The following is a 15714-nucleotide window of genomic DNA, read 5'->3' as shown; positions in this document are numbered from 1 at the left end:
GACGGAAAGCCGCGGCGGATCAGCGGCGCGACATGTAGATGTCGAGGGCCTTGTGCAGCAGCTTGTTCAGCGGGAAGTCCCACTCACCGACGTACTCCACGGCCTCGCCGCCGGTGCCGACCTTGAACTGGATCAGGCCGAAGAGGTGGTCCGTCTCGTCGAGCGAGTCGGAGATGCCCCGCAGGTCGTAGACGGACGCACCCAGCGCGTAGGCGTCGCGCAGCATCCGCCACTGCATGGCGTTCGAGGGCCGGACCTCACGGCCGATGTTGTCGGACGCGCCGTAGGAGTACCAGACGTGCCCCCCGACGACGAGCATCGTCGCCGCCGAAAGGTTCACGCCGTTGTGCCGCGCGAAGTACAGCCGCATGCGGTTGGGGTCCTCGGAGTTGAGGGCCCGCCACTGCTGCTCGAAGTAACTCAGCGGCCGGGGCCGGAACTTGTCACGGATCGCCGTGATCTCGTACAGCCGCTGCCACTCGGGCAGGTCCTGGTAACCGCCCTGGACGACCTCGACACCGGCCTTCTCGGCCTTCTTGATGTTGCGGCGCCAGAGCTGGTTGAAGTTCTTGAGCACGTCGTCCAGGGCGCGGTTGGCCAGCGGCACCTGGAACACATAGCGGGGCTGCACGTCGCCGAAGCCGGCGCCGCCGTCCTCGCCCTGCTGCCAGCCCATGCGGCGCAGCTTGTCCGACACCTCGAAGGCGCGCGGCTCGATGGTCGTGGCCTCCACGTCGCGCAGCCGCTTCACGTCCGGGTTCTGGATGCCGGCCTTGATCGCGGCCGCGTTCCAGCGGCGGATGACGACCGGCGGGCCCATCTTCACGGAGAAGGCGCCCTGCTTCTTCAGGTGCGCCAGCATCGGCTGGAGCCACTCGTCCAGGTTCGGGGCGTACCAGTTGATGACCGGACCCTCGGGCAGATACGCGAGATAGCGCTTGACCTTCGGCAACTGGCGGTAGAGCACCAGGCCCGCGCCCACCAGCTGGCCGGTCCTGTCGTCGAACCAGCCCAGGTTCTCCGAGCGCCATTCGCTCTTCACGTCTGCCCATGCCGGGACCTGGCAATGACTCGCCGACGGCAGGCTCTGGATGTACGCCAGATGTTGCTCTCGGCTGATGGTCCTCAGGGTCAGGCTCATTCGCGGCGCTCCTCGGGCTGGTGTGTCCCCATGGGTTCAGGGGCTCCGGCTCTCGCGCCGAAGCCTACTGCGCCCTGCGAGCGCCCCGTCTGGGCGTATCGGACCTTCACCCCCGGCCGGGCTCTGACCAGGGGTGGTGGTGGCCCCTCAGCGGCAGGTCCGCCGGGGGGTCACCAGAGTCCGCCGAAGAGTCCGCCGTGGGCCATGCCCAGGAAGAAACCGACCGCCGAGGCGCCGAGCCCGAGGATCAGGAAGAAGCGCTCGCGGGTCGTCACCGAGATGAACTGGCCGTACGCCCCCGTGAAGATCCCGACGAGGCCGGTCCAGGAACTGAGCAGGTGCAGGTTGTGGAACATCGCCGTCACGAAGGCGATGGCTCCTAGCACCAGCGTCACGCCGAGCAGCGTGTCCTGGAGCGGATGGGGTTTGCCGTCGGTGGCCAAGAGGGAGCCGGCGGTGTCGCGTCGCATTGCCTGTGCCATGGAGGCACCTCCTGCGGAAGACGGCGCATCGTAGCGCCATACACACCCGATGTGTACAGATTCTGCCCGCCCCCCGCCGGATTTCAACCGGAAGCCTCGGTGCGGGTACTCTGTACCGTCTGCACCGGTGTCTGCCCAGGCCACAGCAAGAGCCCCCGCTCGCGGGAGCCGATTGTCAGTGGCGGCCGATACCGTTGCGTACGCATCACGACCCTCCTGCCACGGAACGACCGTGGCCGCTGAGTCCAAAGGAGGTGGGTTCCACATGCGTCACTACGAGGTGATGGTCATCCTCGACCCCGATCTCGAGGAGCGCGCTGTCTCCCCGCTGATCGAGAACTTCCTCTCCGTCGTCCGTGAGGGCAACGGAAAGGTCGAGAAGGTCGACACCTGGGGCCGTCGTCGTCTCTCGTACGAGATCAAGAAGAAGCCCGAGGGCATCTACTCGGTCATCGACCTGCAGGCCGAGCCTGCGGTCGTCAAGGAGCTCGACCGCCAGATGAACCTGAACGAGTCGGTCCTCCGGACCAAGGTCCTCCGCCCCGAGATGCACTGAGCCGTCCGGCTCAGTCCCGTTGAGCCTGGTGCTCGACGGCACTCGGGATCCGAGTAGCAGCAAAGCAGCCAGCAGCAAACCCGCCGAGAGGTTCCCCCAATGGCAGGCGAGACCGTCATCACGGTCGTCGGCAATCTTGTCGACGACCCCGAGCTGCGCTTCACCCCGTCCGGTGCGGCGGTCGCGAAGTTCCGTGTCGCGTCCACTCCCCGCACCTTCGACCGGCAGACCAATGAGTGGAAGGACGGCGAGAGCCTGTTCCTCACCTGCTCGGTCTGGCGGCAGGCGGCGGAGAACGTCGCCGAGTCGCTCCAGCGAGGCATGCGCGTCATCGTGCAGGGCCGGCTGAAGCAGCGGTCCTACGAGGACCGTGAGGGCATCAAGCGCACGGTCTACGAGCTGGACGTCGAGGAAGTCGGCGCCAGCCTGAAGAACGCCACGGCCAAGGTCACCAAGACCACCGGTCGCGGCGGCCAGGGCGGGTACGGCGGCGGTGGCGGCCAGCAGGGCGGCGGCTGGGGCGGCGGCTCCGGCGGCGGTCAGCAGCAGGGCGGCGGCGGTGCTCCCGCCGACGACCCCTGGGCGACCGGTGCGCCGGCCGGCGGCGGCCAGCAGCAGCAGGGCGGCGGCGGTGGCGGCTGGGGCGGAAGCTCCGGCGGATCCGGCGGCGGCTACTCGGACGAGCCCCCCTTCTGAGCCTCGGGCCGAAGGCCCAGGGCGAGAAGGCGGGTCGTACCCAAACTTCTTGATCACACAGGAGAAACACCATGGCGAAGCCGCCTGTGCGCAAGCCTAAGAAGAAGGTCTGCGCTTTCTGCAAGGACAAGGTCACGTACGTGGACTACAAGGACACGAACATGCTGCGGAAGTTCATTTCCGACCGCGGCAAGATCCGTGCCCGCCGCGTGACCGGCAACTGCACGCAGCACCAGCGTGACGTCGCCACGGCCGTGAAGAACAGCCGTGAGATGGCGCTGCTGCCCTACACGTCCACCGCGCGATAAGGGAAGGGTGACCGACACATGAAGATCATCCTCACCCACGAGGTCTCCGGCCTCGGCGCCGCCGGCGAGGTCGTAGACGTCAAGGACGGCTACGCCCGCAACTACCTGATCCCGCGGAAGTTCGCTATCCGCTGGACCAAGGGTGGCGAGAAGGACGTCGAGCAGATCCGTCGTGCTCGCAAGATCCACGAGATCGCGACCATCGAGCAGGCCAACGAGATCAAGGCCCGGCTCGAGGCCGTCAAGGTCCGTCTGGCCGTCCGCTCCGGCGACGCCGGTCGTCTCTTCGGCTCCGTCACCCCGGCCGACGTCGCTTCGGCGATCGAGTCCGCCGGTGGCCCGAAGATCGACAAGCGTCGTGTCGAGCTGGGCGCGCCGATCAAGACGCTGGGCGCCCACGCGACGTCCGTGCGTCTGCACCCCGAGGTGGCCGCCAAGGTCAACGTCGAGGTCGTCTCTGCCTGAGCGGCAGCGTTGCGCTCGCAGGACTGAGTGAAGGGGCCGCACCTACGGGTGCGGCCCCTTTGCCGTGTAGCCGGGCGCTCGGACTTGGTCGATGTGCCGTGTTTCACGTGAAACATGGCGTGGGGCGGTTGCTCAGCTCCAGCCCGGAACGTCAGCGCGTAGCGCCCGTGACGACCCACCGGCCCGAGCGGGACCGCAACCACAGGGTGAGCGCGCGCACGGTCATCATGAGGGTCATCGCCGCCCACAGGGCGGTCAGGCCGCCACCGAGGGTGGGGACGAGGAGCGCCGCGGGAGCGAACACCGCGAGCGTGGCGAGCATGGCCCAGGCCAGGTAGGGCCCGTCCCCTGCGCCCATCAGGACGCCATCGAGGACGTAGACGATGCCGCAGATGGGCTGGGCGAGGGCTATCACCATGAGTGCGGGCAGCGCCGTGTCCTGAACGGCGGCGTCGCCGGAGAACAGCGGAACGAACACGGGCCGGGCCGCGACCACCAGCAGGCCCAGAGCGGCGCCCGAGACGAAGCCCCACTGGATCATGCGGCGGCAGACATTGCGAGCGCCTTGTGGATCGTCGGCGCCCAGGTACCGGGCGATGATGGCCTGCCCGGCTATCGCGATGGCATCGAGGGCGAAGGAGAGCAGGTTCCACAGAGACAGGACGATCTGGTGGGCGGCCACCTCGGCGTCGCCCAGGCGGGCGGCCACGGCTGTCGCGATCAGCGCGATCGCCCGGAGCGCCAGTGTGCGGGCCAGAAGCGGAACGCCGGCCTGGGCGCAGGCCCTGATACCGGCGGCGTCGGGGCGCAGGGAGGCGCCGTGGCGTCTGGCGCCGCGGACGACGACGTAGAGGTAGACGGCGGCCATGCCCCACTGGGCCAGCACGGTGCCCCAGGCGGAACCTGCGATGCCGAGGCCCGCTCCGTACACGAGGAGTACGTTCAGCGCGCCGTTGGCGACGAAGCCGCCGACGGCTACGTACAGGGGAGTCTTGGTGTCCTGTAGGCCGCGCAGCACACCGGTGGCGGCGAGCACGACGAGCATCGCCGGTATGCCGAGTATGGATATGCGCAGGTAGGTGACCGCGTACGGGGTCGCCGCCTCGGAGGCTCCGAAGAGATCGACGAGTGCGGGCGCGGTGGGCAGGGCTAGGGCGATGACGCCCGCGCCGAGGAGCAGGGCGAGCCAGATGCCGTCCATGCCCTGGCGGATGGCGGCCTGGAGGTCTCCGGCGCCGACCCGGCGGGCGACGGCCGCCGTGGTGGCGTACGCGAGGAAGACGAAGACGCTGACGGCCGTCGTCAGGAGGGCCGAGGCGATACCGAGACCGGCGAGCTGGGCGGTGCCGAGGTGGCCGACGATGGCGCTGTCGGCCATGAGGAAGAGGGGCTCGGCCACGAGTGCGCCGAAGGCGGGAACGGCGAGGGCGACGATCTCTCGGTCGTGCTGTCGCCGGGCGGCCTTGGGCGCCGCGGGAGCCTGTGTCATGAGCACCAATCTAATCTTCCACAGGTAAGAGATGCAATCGCCTTAGGACCCTTACTTGGGTCGGGTGTGCGCATCGGGCCGGGCGTGCTTCGCCAAGATCTTGGGCCGACTGGGGAAGTTTTTCTTCTGCACAGCCGGTGGACGGGAAATGTGCAGGTCAGATGGGGTGTGAAAAGTGGGCTGAGGGCTTGTTCACAGGGCTGTCCACCGAGCCGTGCACAGGTTTCGCGGGGTTCTCCACAGCATCGCGCCCGTCATCCACACCGCCTGTGGATAACCAGATTGGCTGACGGTGGCCGCGGGCCTACCGTGGACCGGCGCCCGCCTCGTCCTGCCACCGTGGAAACCCCGCAAATCCGACGCGTCAGAAGCGGAGTTGGGCCCCCTTATTTGTCAGTGTCGTGCCGTAAGAAAGAGGGGCACGGCGAGGTCCGCGCGGCGGACGGGAGGAGGTGGCCCGGTGAGCATTTCCGAGCCCTTGGACGACCCGTGGGCCGACAGCGGTCCAGGGGACCGTCTGCCTGTCTCCCGCCCGCGCCGCGACGGCGGCCGGGGCCGCGAGGAGCAGCACGACCGGGGACGGGAGAGCTCCTGGGACGGCGGCGGGACCTCGTTCGAGCGTGTTCCGCCGCAGGATCTCGACGCGGAGCAGTCCGTGCTCGGCGGCATGCTGCTCTCCAAGGACGCCATCGCGGACGTCGTGGAGGTGCTCAAGGGCCATGACTTCTACCGCCCGGCGCACGAGACGATCTTCATCGCGATCCTCGACCTGTACGCGAAGGGCGAGCCGGCCGACCCCATCACCGTCGCCGCCGAGCTCACCAAGCGCGGTGAGATCACCAAGGTCGGCGGCGCCTCGTATCTGCACTCGCTCGTCCAGACGGTCCCGACGGCGGCGAACGCCGAGTACTACGCGGAGATCGTCCACGAGCGCGCCGTCCTGCGTCGCCTGGTCGAGGCCGGCACGCGCATCACACAGATGGGATACGCGGCCGACGGCGACGTCGACGAGATCGTCAACAGCGCCCAGGCCGAGATCTACGCCGTCACCGAGCAGCGCACCAGCGAGGACTATCTGCCGCTGGGCGACATCATGGAGGGCGCGCTCGACGAGATCGAGGCGATCGGCTCACGCAGCGGTGAGATGACGGGCGTGCCGACGGGCTTCACCGACTTCGACTCGCTCACCAACGGCCTGCACCCCGGCCAGATGGTCGTCATCGCGGCCCGCCCCGCCATGGGTAAGTCCACCTTGGCGCTCGACTTCGCGCGCGCCGCCTCCATCAAGCACAACCTGCCCAGCGTGATCTTCTCCCTGGAAATGGGGCGCAACGAGATCGCGATGCGTCTGCTCTCCGCCGAGGCACGTGTGGCGCTGCATCACATGCGCTCGGGCACGATGACGGACGAGGACTGGACGCGGCTCGCCCGCAGGATGCCCGAGGTCTCCGCGGCCCCGCTCTACATCGACGACTCCCCGAACCTGTCGATGATGGAGATCCGCGCGAAGTGCCGACGGCTCAAGCAGCGCAGCGACATCAAGCTCGTGATCATCGACTATCTGCAGCTCATGCAGTCCGGTGGTTCGAAGCGCGCCGAGAGCCGTCAGCAGGAAGTCTCGGACATGTCGCGAAACCTGAAGCTGCTCGCCAAGGAGCTTGAAGTCCCGGTCATCGCGCTCTCGCAGCTCAACCGTGGCCCCGAGCAGCGCACGGACAAGAAGCCCCAGGTCTCCGACCTGCGTGAGTCCGGCTCCATCGAGCAGGACGCGGACATGGTGATCCTGCTGCACCGCGAGGACGCGTACGAGAAGGAGTCACCGCGCGCCGGCGAAGCGGACATCATCGTGGGCAAGCACCGTAACGGCCCGACGGCCACGATCACCGTCGCGTTCCAGGGCCACTACTCACGCTTCGTGGACATGGCGCAGACGTAGTCCAACTGCCTGCTGCTGGTGCCGGTTCAGTCGGCACCAGCAGCGGAGGCGGCGGGGTCGCGTCACGCGACGGCTGTTCCGTCGAGCTCGATCATCTGGCCGGGGATCGCCAGCCGCGTCACCCCGAGCATCGTGGTGGTCGGCGCCACCCTGGCCGCGCCCAACCGCCCCGCCAGCACGCCGTAGTGCTGGAACAGCAGATCGACGTCCGTCGTGTAGACGTTGAGCCGGACGAGGTTCGCGAGCGACATGTCGGCCTCGCCGAGCACAGCCTCCAGGTTGTCGACGCACAGCGCCAACTGCGCCGCCATGTCACCGTCGTGCTGGGGCTTGCCGTCGTCGCTCATCGCGGTCTGTCCAGAGATGTACAGGGTCCGGGTGTGCCCGGAGACGACCTCGCCCTGGTTGAATCCCATCTCCACCGACCAGGACACCGGGTTGACCGCGGTTCTTTCCACTGCCACGTCCGCTCCATTCGATTCATTGGCGGTACGCGCGTCCGTTCACGGGGAGCGCGTACGTCCATCGGCTCGGTAGCCGTCGGCTCGACGCCGTGTGGACGAGCCTCGCAACGAATCACGACATCCTTAGTCATGTATCTCGATAGAGTTCTCGCATGCGCGCCGACCGGTTGGTCTCGCTGGTGCTGCTGCTGCGTCAGCGCGGTCGTCTGACCGCGGACACGCTGGCCCACGAGCTTGAGGTATCCACCCGCACCGTGCTGCGCGACATCGAGGCGCTGTCCGCGGCCGGCGTCCCGGTCTACGCCGAACGCGGCCGGTACGGCGGTTTCGTGTTGTCGCCCGGTTTCCGGACCGAGCTCACCGGTCTGAACCACGACGAGGCCCTTGCCTTGCTGGCCGCCGGATCGGGGCGTGGCGAGCAGGTGTTCGGCCTCGGCTCGGCGCTCGCCTCGGCCATGCGGAAAGTGGTCGACGCGCTGCCCGAAAGCCACCGGGCCACCGCGAGCGACGCGGCCCAGCGATTTCTCGTCGACCCTGAGGCCGACCTGCTCTCACGTCGGCTGGTCGCTGAGGAGGTACCCGACACCACCATGATCGAGGTCCGGCGGGCGGTGCTCGCCGGGCACAAGCTGCGCATCCGCTACGAGGCCACCGGCCAGGCACCACAGTGGCGCACGGTGGACCCGATCGGCCTGGTCACCGTCCGAGACAAGGGCTACTTGCTGGCCACCAGAGCCGGTGCGGACCGTACCTACCGGCTGTCGCGGGTGTTGGCCGCCGAGGAACTCCCCGAGGCGGCAGAGCGACCCAACCGGGTCGACCTGGACCGGATCTGGCGGGAACGCTCCGCGCAGTTTCTCTCCGGCGGTGACCACATCACCGTGCTTCTCCGGGTGAACCCGGCGCGGCGGGAGGAACTGCTGGACACTGCCGTGGCCGTCCGCGCGGAGGAACCCGAGGCCGACGGCTGGCTGCGCCTTGAGGTGACCTTCCAAGATTCACGACACGCCGAATGGGCCCTGTGGCAGCTCAGTACGGACGCGGAAGCCCTGGCCCCGCAGTCGTTGCGCACCTCCCTGCGCGCCCGCGCCGCCGCGATTGCCACTCGCTACGGAGACTCGGCCTGAGAGTGCTCACGCGTGAGTGCCCTTGAACGCCGAGGCTCACACCGGACCTTCGCCGGTGGCCACGCCCGGCCCGCGCGGCTGTCCGCCGACCGCGGTCACGCGCACGGTCTGGTGTTTCACGTGAAACACCTCGGCAGGTCAGGGCATCCGGCATCGGAATTCGCTCGACGCACGGCATCCACCCGTATGAACTGGCTCCATGAGTCATGAAGAGCTGCTTCCCAGCACGCGCCGGTCCCTGACCCATCGCATCGCCACTGCCCAGGCGGAGGGACGAGCCCCGTCACTGGTCGCCGCGGTCGTTCGGGACGGCGAGCTGGTGTGGACCGGAGCCCGCACCTCAGTGGCAGGCCACGCGCCCGACGAAAACGTTCAGTACCGCATTGGGTCGATCACCAAGACGTTCACCGCGGTCCTCGTGATGCGCTTGCGTGACGAGGGCCTGATCGATCTCACGGACCCGTTGGAGAAGCACCTGCCGGGCACCGGCGTGGGCGAGGTCACCATCGCGGAACTCCTCTCGCACACAGGAGGGTTGGGAGCGGAGACGCCGGGTGAGTGGTGGGAGCGCAGTTCGGCGTCGCTGCGCCCGGAACTGCGTGATGTGCTCGGCGAACAGCCCTTCAAGCACCCCGTCGGACGGCGGCACCACTACTCCAACCCCGGCTACACGCTGCTCGGTTCGCTGATCGAGGCGGTGCGCGGTGAACCGTGGGAGGTCGTCCTGCGCCGTGAGGTCCTGGAGCCGCTCGGTATGCGTCGTACCAGCGGGCAGCCACAGGCCCCGCACGCCGGTGGCTGGGCGGTGCACCCCTGGGCGGACGTGCTGCTGCCCGAACCCGCCGAGGATCTGGGCCTGATGGCCCCGGCCGGGCAACTGTGGTCCACAGCAGCCGACTTGGCCCGCTTTGCCGTCTTCCTGATGGAGGGCGACGACCGGGTGCTGGGCGTGGACTCGGTCGGCGAGATGAAGCGGCCGGCGGCACCTGCGGAGCCCGGGGAGTGGGAGATGACGTACGGGCTGGGAGTCGTTCTGGCCGGAGGGAAGGGATACACGCTGGCCGGCCACTCGGGTTCCTTGCCCGGGTTCATCGCGTCGCTGTGGATCAGTGAGAAGGACGGGTTGGCAGCGGTGACCCTGGCCAACTGCACATCCGGTCCGCCGGTGGCTTTGGTGGCCGCGGAGCTCCTGCAGATCGTGGCCGAGGCCGAGCCGCGCATTCCCGAACCGTGGCGGCCGCTGCCGGAGGTCGACCAGGCGGTACTGGAGCTGGCGGGGCCCTGGTACTGGGGGACGAGCGCGTATGTGCTGCGCCTCGCGGCCGAGGGTGCGGTCGAACTGGGGCCGCTGGCGGGGGCGGGACGCGGTTCACGGTTCCGGCCCAACGGGGACGGGACGTGGACGGGGCTGGACGGATACTTCGCGGGAGAGCGGCTGGAGGCCGTGCGCCGGGCGGACGGCTCGGTGAGCCATCTCGACCTGGCGTCGTTCGTCTTCACCCGCGAGCCGTACGACGTGGCGGCGCCGGTGCCAGGTGGAGTGGACCCGGAGGGCTGGCGGGGACTCGCGTAGAAGCTGGGGTGTCCCGTTTCACGTGAAACGGGACACCCCAGCAAACAGGCCGCCAACGCGGGTCGCCTCGCAGCGGCGACCCGCGAGCCCGCTTGGTCAGAGCTGCATCTTGAAGCCCACGTGCGAAGCGGTGAAGCCGAGGCGCTCGTAGAAGCGGTGCGCGTCCGTACGCGTCGCGTCGGACGTCAATTGCACGAGCTGGCAGCCCTGGCGCCGGGACTCGTCGACGGCCCACTCGATGAAGCGGGTGCCGAGCCCGCTGCCCCGCTCGTCCGCGTGCACGCGAACGGCTTCGATGATCGACCGAGTCGCGCCCTTCCGTGAGAGCCCCGGCACGATCGTGAGCTGGAGCGTGCCCACCACGCGGCCTTCGCGTACGGCGACGACCAGATGCTGGTTGGGGTCCGCGGCGAGCCGCTCGAACGCCGGCAGATAGGGCGAGAGGTCGTCCAGGGACTCCCGCTGGGCGCCCAAGGGGTCGTCGGCGAGCATCGCCACGATCGCGGGAATGTCATCGGCTGCGGCGGGTCGTATCTCAAGATCTCCCATGGCCGCAGCCTATGCGGCCCCCGACCGGGGCGTACGACCCTGCTACGCGGGGGTGCGGACCGCCTCGACCGCCTTGACCAGCGGGGCGAGCTCGGGGTTCTTGGCGGCCTCGTCCAGGGACTCGCGCAGCGCCGTGTCATTGGTGGGGCGCGCCTCGGCGAGGAGCTTGGCTCCGTCCTCGGTGACTTCCGTGTAGATGCCGCGCCGGTCGGTGGGGCACAGATAGCGCCCCAGGAGGCCGCGCTCCTCGAGGCGGGTCACCAGGCGTGTGGTAGCGCTCTGACTGAGGACAACCGCGTCGGCGACCTGCTTCATCTGCAGATGACCGCCCTCGCCGTCGTGCTGGCGGTTGAGGACGTCGAGCAGGCTGTACTCCCGCACGCTCAGGCCGTGCTTGGCCTGGAGGGCCCGCTCGACATGGGCCTCGATCTTCCCGTGGAGCAGGGAGAGAGCGCACCAGCCCTGGGCGAGGGCGGTGAGTGCCGGGTCTGTCGCTGTCATGACTGTTCCTCCGTCTTCCGGCGTCCCTGATGTCTTCCCGGGGCCCTGAGCGGCTGCGTCCTGCCGCGTCTCCGAGCGGCTCCGTCCAGGATAGTCCACCGCTGCAATATCCGGCGCTTGCAATTATCCCGCGTGTGCAATTATTGTGGACGCACGTTAAGCGCACCTGCAACCGTCTGGAAGGTATCGCCATGCCTCTCGCGCTTCTGGCCCTCGCGATCGGGGCCTTCGGAATCGGCACCACCGAGTTCGTGATCATGGGGTTGCTGCCCGAGGTCGCGGGTGACTTCGACGTCCCCATCCCCACCGCCGGCCTGCTCGTCACCGGCTATGCCCTCGGTGTCGTCGCCGGCGCCCCGCTCATGACCGTTCTCGGCCAGCGGATCTCCCGCAAGCGGATGCTGATGCTCCTGATGGGGCTGTTCATCGCGGGCAATCTGCTCTCCGCCGTGGCCCCGGCCTTCGGGGTGATGCTCGCCGGCCGGGTCGTCGCCTCGCTCGCCCACGGTGCCTTCTTCGGGATCGGTTCGGTCGTCGCGGCCGAGCTCGTCGCCCCGGAGAAGAAGGCCGGCGCGATCGCCATGATGTTCACCGGTCTGACCGTGGCCAATGTGGTCGGTGTGCCGCTCGGCACGTTCGTCGGCCAGGCCATCGGCTGGCGCATCACCTTCGTCATCGTCGCGGCCCTCGGCGTGATCGGCCTCGCCGGAATCGTGAAGCTCGTACCGGATCTGCCCAAGCCCGAAGGTGTACGTCTGCGCGACGAGATCGGTGCCTTCCGCAACGTCCAGGTGCTCCTCGCCATGGCGATGACCGTCCTCGGCTTCGGTGGCGTCTTCGCGGCCATCACCTACATCACGCCGATGATGACGGACGTCGCGGGTTACGCGGACTCCTCCGTGACCTGGCTGCTCGTCCTCTTCGGCCTCGGCATGGTCGGCGGCAACCTGATCGGCGGCAGGTTCGCCGACCGCGCCCTGATGCCGATGCTGTTCATCTCGCTGGGTGCCCTCGCCGTCGTCCTCGCCCTGTTCACGGTCACCGCGCACGACAAGGTCGCGGCCGCCGTCTCCGTCACGCTGATCGGCGCGCTCGGCTTCGCCACCGTGCCGCCGTTGCAGAAGCGGGTCCTCGACCAGGCATCCGCGGCCCCGACGCTCGCGTCCGCCGCCAACATCGGCGCCTTCAACCTGGGCAACGCGCTCGCGGCCTGGCTCGGCGGGATCGTGATCTCCGCCGAGCTCGGCTACACCGCCCCGAACTGGGTGGGCGCCGCCCTCGCCGGTTCCGCCCTCGGCCTGGCCGTCCTCTCGGCCTACCTGGAGCGCCGGTCCACCGCCCCCAGCAAGGTCGTCGCCGGTGCCGCGCCCACGGCCGAGATCCCGGCGCCCGCGCACCACTGACCACTTCCCCGCACCCCTGACCGCCACCCGGCCAGATCCACCAAGGAGAAACCCCTCATGAGCACCACCCCCGCCCCCGCCGTCACCCCGCTGTCCACCGGCGACGCCGAGGCCCTCGTGACCGCCGCCCGCCGCGCCGCCGAAGCCGCGGACGTCACGGTCAGCGTCACCGTCCTCGACGCGGGCGGCCACCTCCTGGCCTTCCGGCGCGACGACCGGGCCGTACTGATCTCCGGGGAGACCAGCACCCGCAAGGCGTTCACCGCGCTCCAGCTGAACGCACCGACCGCCGACCTCGTCGACGCGGTGCAGCCCGGCGGTCCGTTCCACACTCTGCCCACGGCACTCGACCGGCCGCTCCTGTTCATCGCGGGGGGCGTGCCCGTCCACCGCGGCGGCCGCCTCATCGGCGCGATCGGCGTCGGCGGCGGTGCCCCGGAGCAGGACCACGAGTTCGCCACGGCGGCGGCGAAGGCCCTCGCGTAGCGCGGTCAGCCACCCGGCAGAAGAAAGAGAAGCCCGCCCCTCCAAGTGTCAGAAGAAACACGGCACTTGGAGGGGCGGGCTTCGACGCGTCGACCGTGGGCCCACCGAGGCCCTCGGCGGTGGGCGGCTGCCCAGCCCGCCGCCACGGCCAGAGGCATCAGCCCGCGGCCACCGTCAGCGGCATCAGCCCGCGGCCACCGTCAGCGGAGCGAATCGGCGGGTCCAGTCGCCGGGCAGTTCCTGGATGCCGTACGTCATCACGGCGTTGAAGGCGACAGGCTCCAAGCCGCGCTCCTTCGCCCAGGTCAGCAGCGCCTCCTGGCGTACATCGATGTCGGTGCGCAGCGGGCGGTCGGTGCGGGCGCCGAGCGACGCGATGAGCGCCTTCGCCGTCTCGGTGTCGCGGGCGATGAGGGGGCCGACGACATGGGTGTCCATGTTCGGCCACGCGCCCGCGTAGCCGATGATCTCGCCGTTCGCCTCCGCGACCCTGAGCTGGTCGGTGAAGGCCGGCAGGCGGGTGAGCATGTGCGTGCGGTCCAGGCCGAAGACCTCGGTGTCGAGCCTGATGAGGGTGGGCAGGTCCTCCGCGGTCGCCGCCCGGGTGGTGACGCCGGGAGCCTCGTCGGCAGCGGCCTCGGGCCTGAATCGGCCGCTGACCATTTCGGCGCGGCCGGTCGTCTTGAAGCCGAGCTCTTCGTAGAGGGGGCGGCCGTTCGGTGTCGCGTGCAGGGTGAGCGGGGTGGTGCCCGCGGACTCGGTGACGTAGCGCATCAGATGGCGTCCGATGCCCTTGCGGGCATGGCGCTCGGCGACCAGCACCATGCCGATCGCCGAGAGTCCGGGGTTTTCAAGGGGGCCGTACTGGGTCACGACGCACGCGGCGATCAGGCCGGGGCCGTCGGGGTCGTCGATGCCGTAGCCCGTTCCGGCCGAGAGCAGCAGGCCCCATTTGTGTTCTTCGCGGGGCCAGCCGCGGTCCTCGGACAGATCGGCGCAGGCCGCGAGATCGCGGGGAGTCAGCCTGCGGATGGGCAGTGCGGAGAGGGTAGGTGTCGACACGCCGGTCAGGCTGTCTGACGCATGACCTCGGCGTCCACCTTTTTGTGGGTAGAAGCACGTTGCTTTTGGCCAAGTTGTTTCTGGTCGGACTGGTGAGCGGCGCGCAGACGTCGGCCGCGCCGGGTCAGGCCCCAGGGCTTGAGGACCGAGATGACCGTCATGAAGAGGTAGGCGCTCAGCGAGACGATGGGCCCGGCGATGAGGTCGGTCGTGCTGGCCAGCGGTTCTCCGGCGGCCACGGTCGCGACGTTGTCGTTGATACCCGGGCGCAGCGCGAAGGTCGACGCGACGGTGGTGGCCAGGGTCAGCCAGAACTTCGTATAGACCCAGCGGTGCCGCGCGAGCCCCCAGGACGTACCCAGCGAGAGCAGCAGACCGCTCAGCAGGGTGAGGAACGCCAGGGGGAGTACGAGCCAGTCGGTGAAGACCTTCATCCCGCGGACGGATGCCTCGATGGTCGGGGCGGAATCGGTGGTGATCGCGGCCGCGGCGAGTGCGACAAGTCCGAGCGTGAGCCCGAGCCAGCCGGCGGCGGCTGCGACATGGACGACAAGGGTGGCCCGGCGTGCGGGGCGGCGTAGTTTCACGTGAAACACGGTGCCGGGAGAAGCGGTCCGGGGCGTCTGACAGCGGGAGTAACCCCGGGTACTAGCCTCGGCGTACATGGCGCGCCTACATCTCTTCGACCTGGACGGGACGCTGCTGTACGGGACCGCCGCGCCCGTGGAGATCTCCCGTCAGCTCGGCCTGGATCAGGAGATCGCGGAGCTGGAGCGGGACTTCGTCGCGGGGCGTATTGACTCGGGTGAGTACGCGGTGCGGGTGCATGGCCTCTGGGCGGGCCTCACCGATGCCCATGTGACGGCGGCCTTCGACGGGGCTCCTTGGCTGGCCGGCATACGGGACACCTGGGCCGAGATCCGTGCGAACGGCGACTATTGCGCCGTTGTCTCGCTCTCACCGTCGTTCTTCGTGGAGCGGCTGCTGGAGTGGGGCGCCCATGCCGCGTACGGCTCGCGTTTCCCGGCTGTGCCGTTCGTCGAGCCCGTGAATCCGGCGGGCATTCTCAACGCGGCGGCCAAGGTGGAGATCGCGAACCGGCTCTGTGAAGAGTTCGGGGTGGGGCGGGCCGATTGCGTGGCGTACGGAGACTCGCTGTCCGACCTGGACCTGTTCGCCGCCCTGCCCGTTTCGGTCGCGATCAACGCGGATCCGCGGCTGGTCGACCTGGCCACGCATGCGTATGTCGGGCGCGATTTGTGGAAGGCGTACGAATTGGTGCGCACGCCGGTAATCGAGGCAATTGACGGGGGTGGACCCTTGAATTCCGAGTGAAGGAAGGGTACTTGTGCGCAGGACGGCGGCCGGTATGGTCGACTCCGGTTCAAGCCAGGGGTGGAGAAGGTTCGAGCCGGGGGCGTGGGAGGCGCACCCAAGGGGCGCGGACGCAGATCAACAAAGCTTAACGGGGTAGAG

Annotated in this window: 18 protein-coding genes; 10 read left to right on the top strand and 8 right to left on the bottom strand. The window is 69.0% G+C overall.

The features are described 5' to 3' along the window. Positions 1-19 precede the first annotated feature (19 nt). Both STRAU_RS32330 and STRAU_RS32325 read right to left on the bottom strand, forming a co-directional pair. Positions 20-1141 (bottom strand): lipid II:glycine glycyltransferase FemX, encoded by a 1122-nt coding sequence (locus tag STRAU_RS32330; RefSeq protein ID WP_037663337.1) that lies wholly within the window; start codon positions 1139-1141, stop codon positions 20-22. 170 nt (positions 1142-1311) lie between these two features. Next, on the bottom strand, positions 1312-1623 hold the full coding sequence (locus STRAU_RS32325) for a hypothetical protein (protein WP_037663335.1): 312 nt from the start codon (positions 1621-1623) through the stop codon (positions 1312-1314). A gap of 265 nt (positions 1624-1888) precedes the next feature. Here STRAU_RS32325 and rpsF point away from each other — a divergent pair, with 265 nt between their 5' ends. The 4 genes from rpsF to rplI all read left to right on the top strand — a co-directional run bounded on the left by rpsF (position 1889) and on the right by rplI (position 3648). After that, positions 1889-2179: a 30S ribosomal protein S6 gene (rpsF, locus tag STRAU_RS32320; RefSeq protein WP_016644628.1), complete on the top strand. Its 291-nt coding sequence runs from the start codon at positions 1889-1891 to the stop codon at positions 2177-2179. Between the two features lie 99 nt (positions 2180-2278). Next, on the top strand, positions 2279-2875 hold the full coding sequence (locus STRAU_RS32315) for a single-stranded DNA-binding protein (RefSeq protein WP_016644627.1): 597 nt from the start codon (positions 2279-2281) through the stop codon (positions 2873-2875). Positions 2876-2946: 71 nt separating this feature from the next. Further along, positions 2947-3183 (top strand): 30S ribosomal protein S18, encoded by a 237-nt coding sequence (gene rpsR / locus STRAU_RS32310; protein ID WP_003949403.1) that lies wholly within the window; start codon positions 2947-2949, stop codon positions 3181-3183. An 18-nt stretch (positions 3184-3201) separates the two neighbouring features. After that, on the top strand, positions 3202-3648 hold the full coding sequence (rplI, locus tag STRAU_RS32305) for a 50S ribosomal protein L9 (protein WP_016644626.1): 447 nt from the start codon (positions 3202-3204) through the stop codon (positions 3646-3648). 151 nt (positions 3649-3799) lie between these two features. On the opposite strand, the gene STRAU_RS32300 is transcribed toward rplI, so the two are convergent. Further along, positions 3800-5137, bottom strand: coding sequence for an MATE family efflux transporter (locus STRAU_RS32300; protein ID WP_037663367.1), 1338 nt, complete (start codon positions 5135-5137; stop codon positions 3800-3802). A 460-nt stretch (positions 5138-5597) separates the two neighbouring features. Between STRAU_RS32300 and dnaB the strand changes: the two genes are divergently transcribed. Continuing rightward, positions 5598-7073 carry a replicative DNA helicase gene (gene dnaB / locus STRAU_RS32295; RefSeq protein ID WP_037663332.1) on the top strand — a complete coding sequence of 492 codons (1476 nt, stop codon included), beginning with the start codon at positions 5598-5600 and terminating at the stop codon, positions 7071-7073. Positions 7074-7135: 62 nt separating this feature from the next. On the opposite strand, the gene STRAU_RS32290 is transcribed toward dnaB, so the two are convergent. Next, positions 7136-7531 (bottom strand): RidA family protein, encoded by a 396-nt coding sequence (locus STRAU_RS32290; RefSeq protein WP_016644623.1) that lies wholly within the window; start codon positions 7529-7531, stop codon positions 7136-7138. Between the two features lie 158 nt (positions 7532-7689). Between STRAU_RS32290 and STRAU_RS32285 the strand changes: the two genes are divergently transcribed. Both STRAU_RS32285 and STRAU_RS32280 read left to right on the top strand, forming a co-directional pair. Next, the gene (locus STRAU_RS32285) at positions 7690-8664 is read left to right on the top strand and encodes a helix-turn-helix transcriptional regulator (RefSeq protein ID WP_016644622.1); all 975 of its coding nucleotides are present in this window, start codon (positions 7690-7692) and stop codon (positions 8662-8664) included. Positions 8665-8863: 199 nt separating this feature from the next. Then, positions 8864-10237 carry a serine hydrolase domain-containing protein gene (locus STRAU_RS32280; RefSeq protein WP_016644620.1) on the top strand — a complete coding sequence of 458 codons (1374 nt, stop codon included), beginning with the start codon at positions 8864-8866 and terminating at the stop codon, positions 10235-10237. A gap of 96 nt (positions 10238-10333) precedes the next feature. On the opposite strand, the gene STRAU_RS32275 is transcribed toward STRAU_RS32280, so the two are convergent. Both STRAU_RS32275 and STRAU_RS32270 read right to left on the bottom strand, forming a co-directional pair. Beyond that, the gene (locus STRAU_RS32275) at positions 10334-10786 is read right to left on the bottom strand and encodes a GNAT family N-acetyltransferase (RefSeq protein WP_016644619.1); all 453 of its coding nucleotides are present in this window, start codon (positions 10784-10786) and stop codon (positions 10334-10336) included. A 42-nt stretch (positions 10787-10828) separates the two neighbouring features. Beyond that, positions 10829-11287, bottom strand: coding sequence for a MarR family winged helix-turn-helix transcriptional regulator (locus tag STRAU_RS32270; protein WP_016644618.1), 459 nt, complete (start codon positions 11285-11287; stop codon positions 10829-10831). Positions 11288-11478: 191 nt separating this feature from the next. On the opposite strand from STRAU_RS32270, the gene STRAU_RS32265 reads away from it, so the two are divergent. Further along, the gene (locus STRAU_RS32265) at positions 11479-12690 is read left to right on the top strand and encodes an MFS transporter (RefSeq protein ID WP_016644617.1); all 1212 of its coding nucleotides are present in this window, start codon (positions 11479-11481) and stop codon (positions 12688-12690) included. Positions 12691-12747: 57 nt separating this feature from the next. Then, positions 12748-13176, top strand: a complete 429-nt coding sequence (locus tag STRAU_RS32260) for a GlcG/HbpS family heme-binding protein (protein ID WP_016644616.1) — start codon at positions 12748-12750, stop codon at positions 13174-13176. Positions 13177-13359: 183 nt separating this feature from the next. On the opposite strand, the gene STRAU_RS32255 is transcribed toward STRAU_RS32260, so the two are convergent. Beyond that, entirely contained in the window at positions 13360-14238 is an 879-nt protein-coding gene (locus tag STRAU_RS32255; RefSeq protein ID WP_016644615.1) for a GNAT family N-acetyltransferase, read from the bottom strand. Between the two features lie 5 nt (positions 14239-14243). Continuing rightward, positions 14244-14825 carry a hypothetical protein gene (locus STRAU_RS32250; protein WP_016644614.1) on the bottom strand — a complete coding sequence of 194 codons (582 nt, stop codon included), beginning with the start codon at positions 14823-14825 and terminating at the stop codon, positions 14244-14246. Positions 14826-14901: 76 nt separating this feature from the next. On the opposite strand from STRAU_RS32250, the gene STRAU_RS32245 reads away from it, so the two are divergent. Further along, complete coding sequence (locus STRAU_RS32245; RefSeq protein ID WP_016644613.1) at positions 14902-15573, top strand: HAD family hydrolase; 672 nt, start codon at positions 14902-14904, stop codon at positions 15571-15573. The last annotated feature ends 141 nt before the right edge of the window (positions 15574-15714 follow it).

Source organism: Streptomyces aurantiacus JA 4570, assembly GCF_000414115.1.
Lineage (GTDB): Bacteria > Actinomycetota > Actinomycetes > Streptomycetales > Streptomycetaceae > Streptomyces > Streptomyces aurantiacus_A.
The sequence above is the reverse complement of the archived record's forward strand: the minus strand, read 5'-3'. Positions and strand labels throughout refer to the sequence as shown.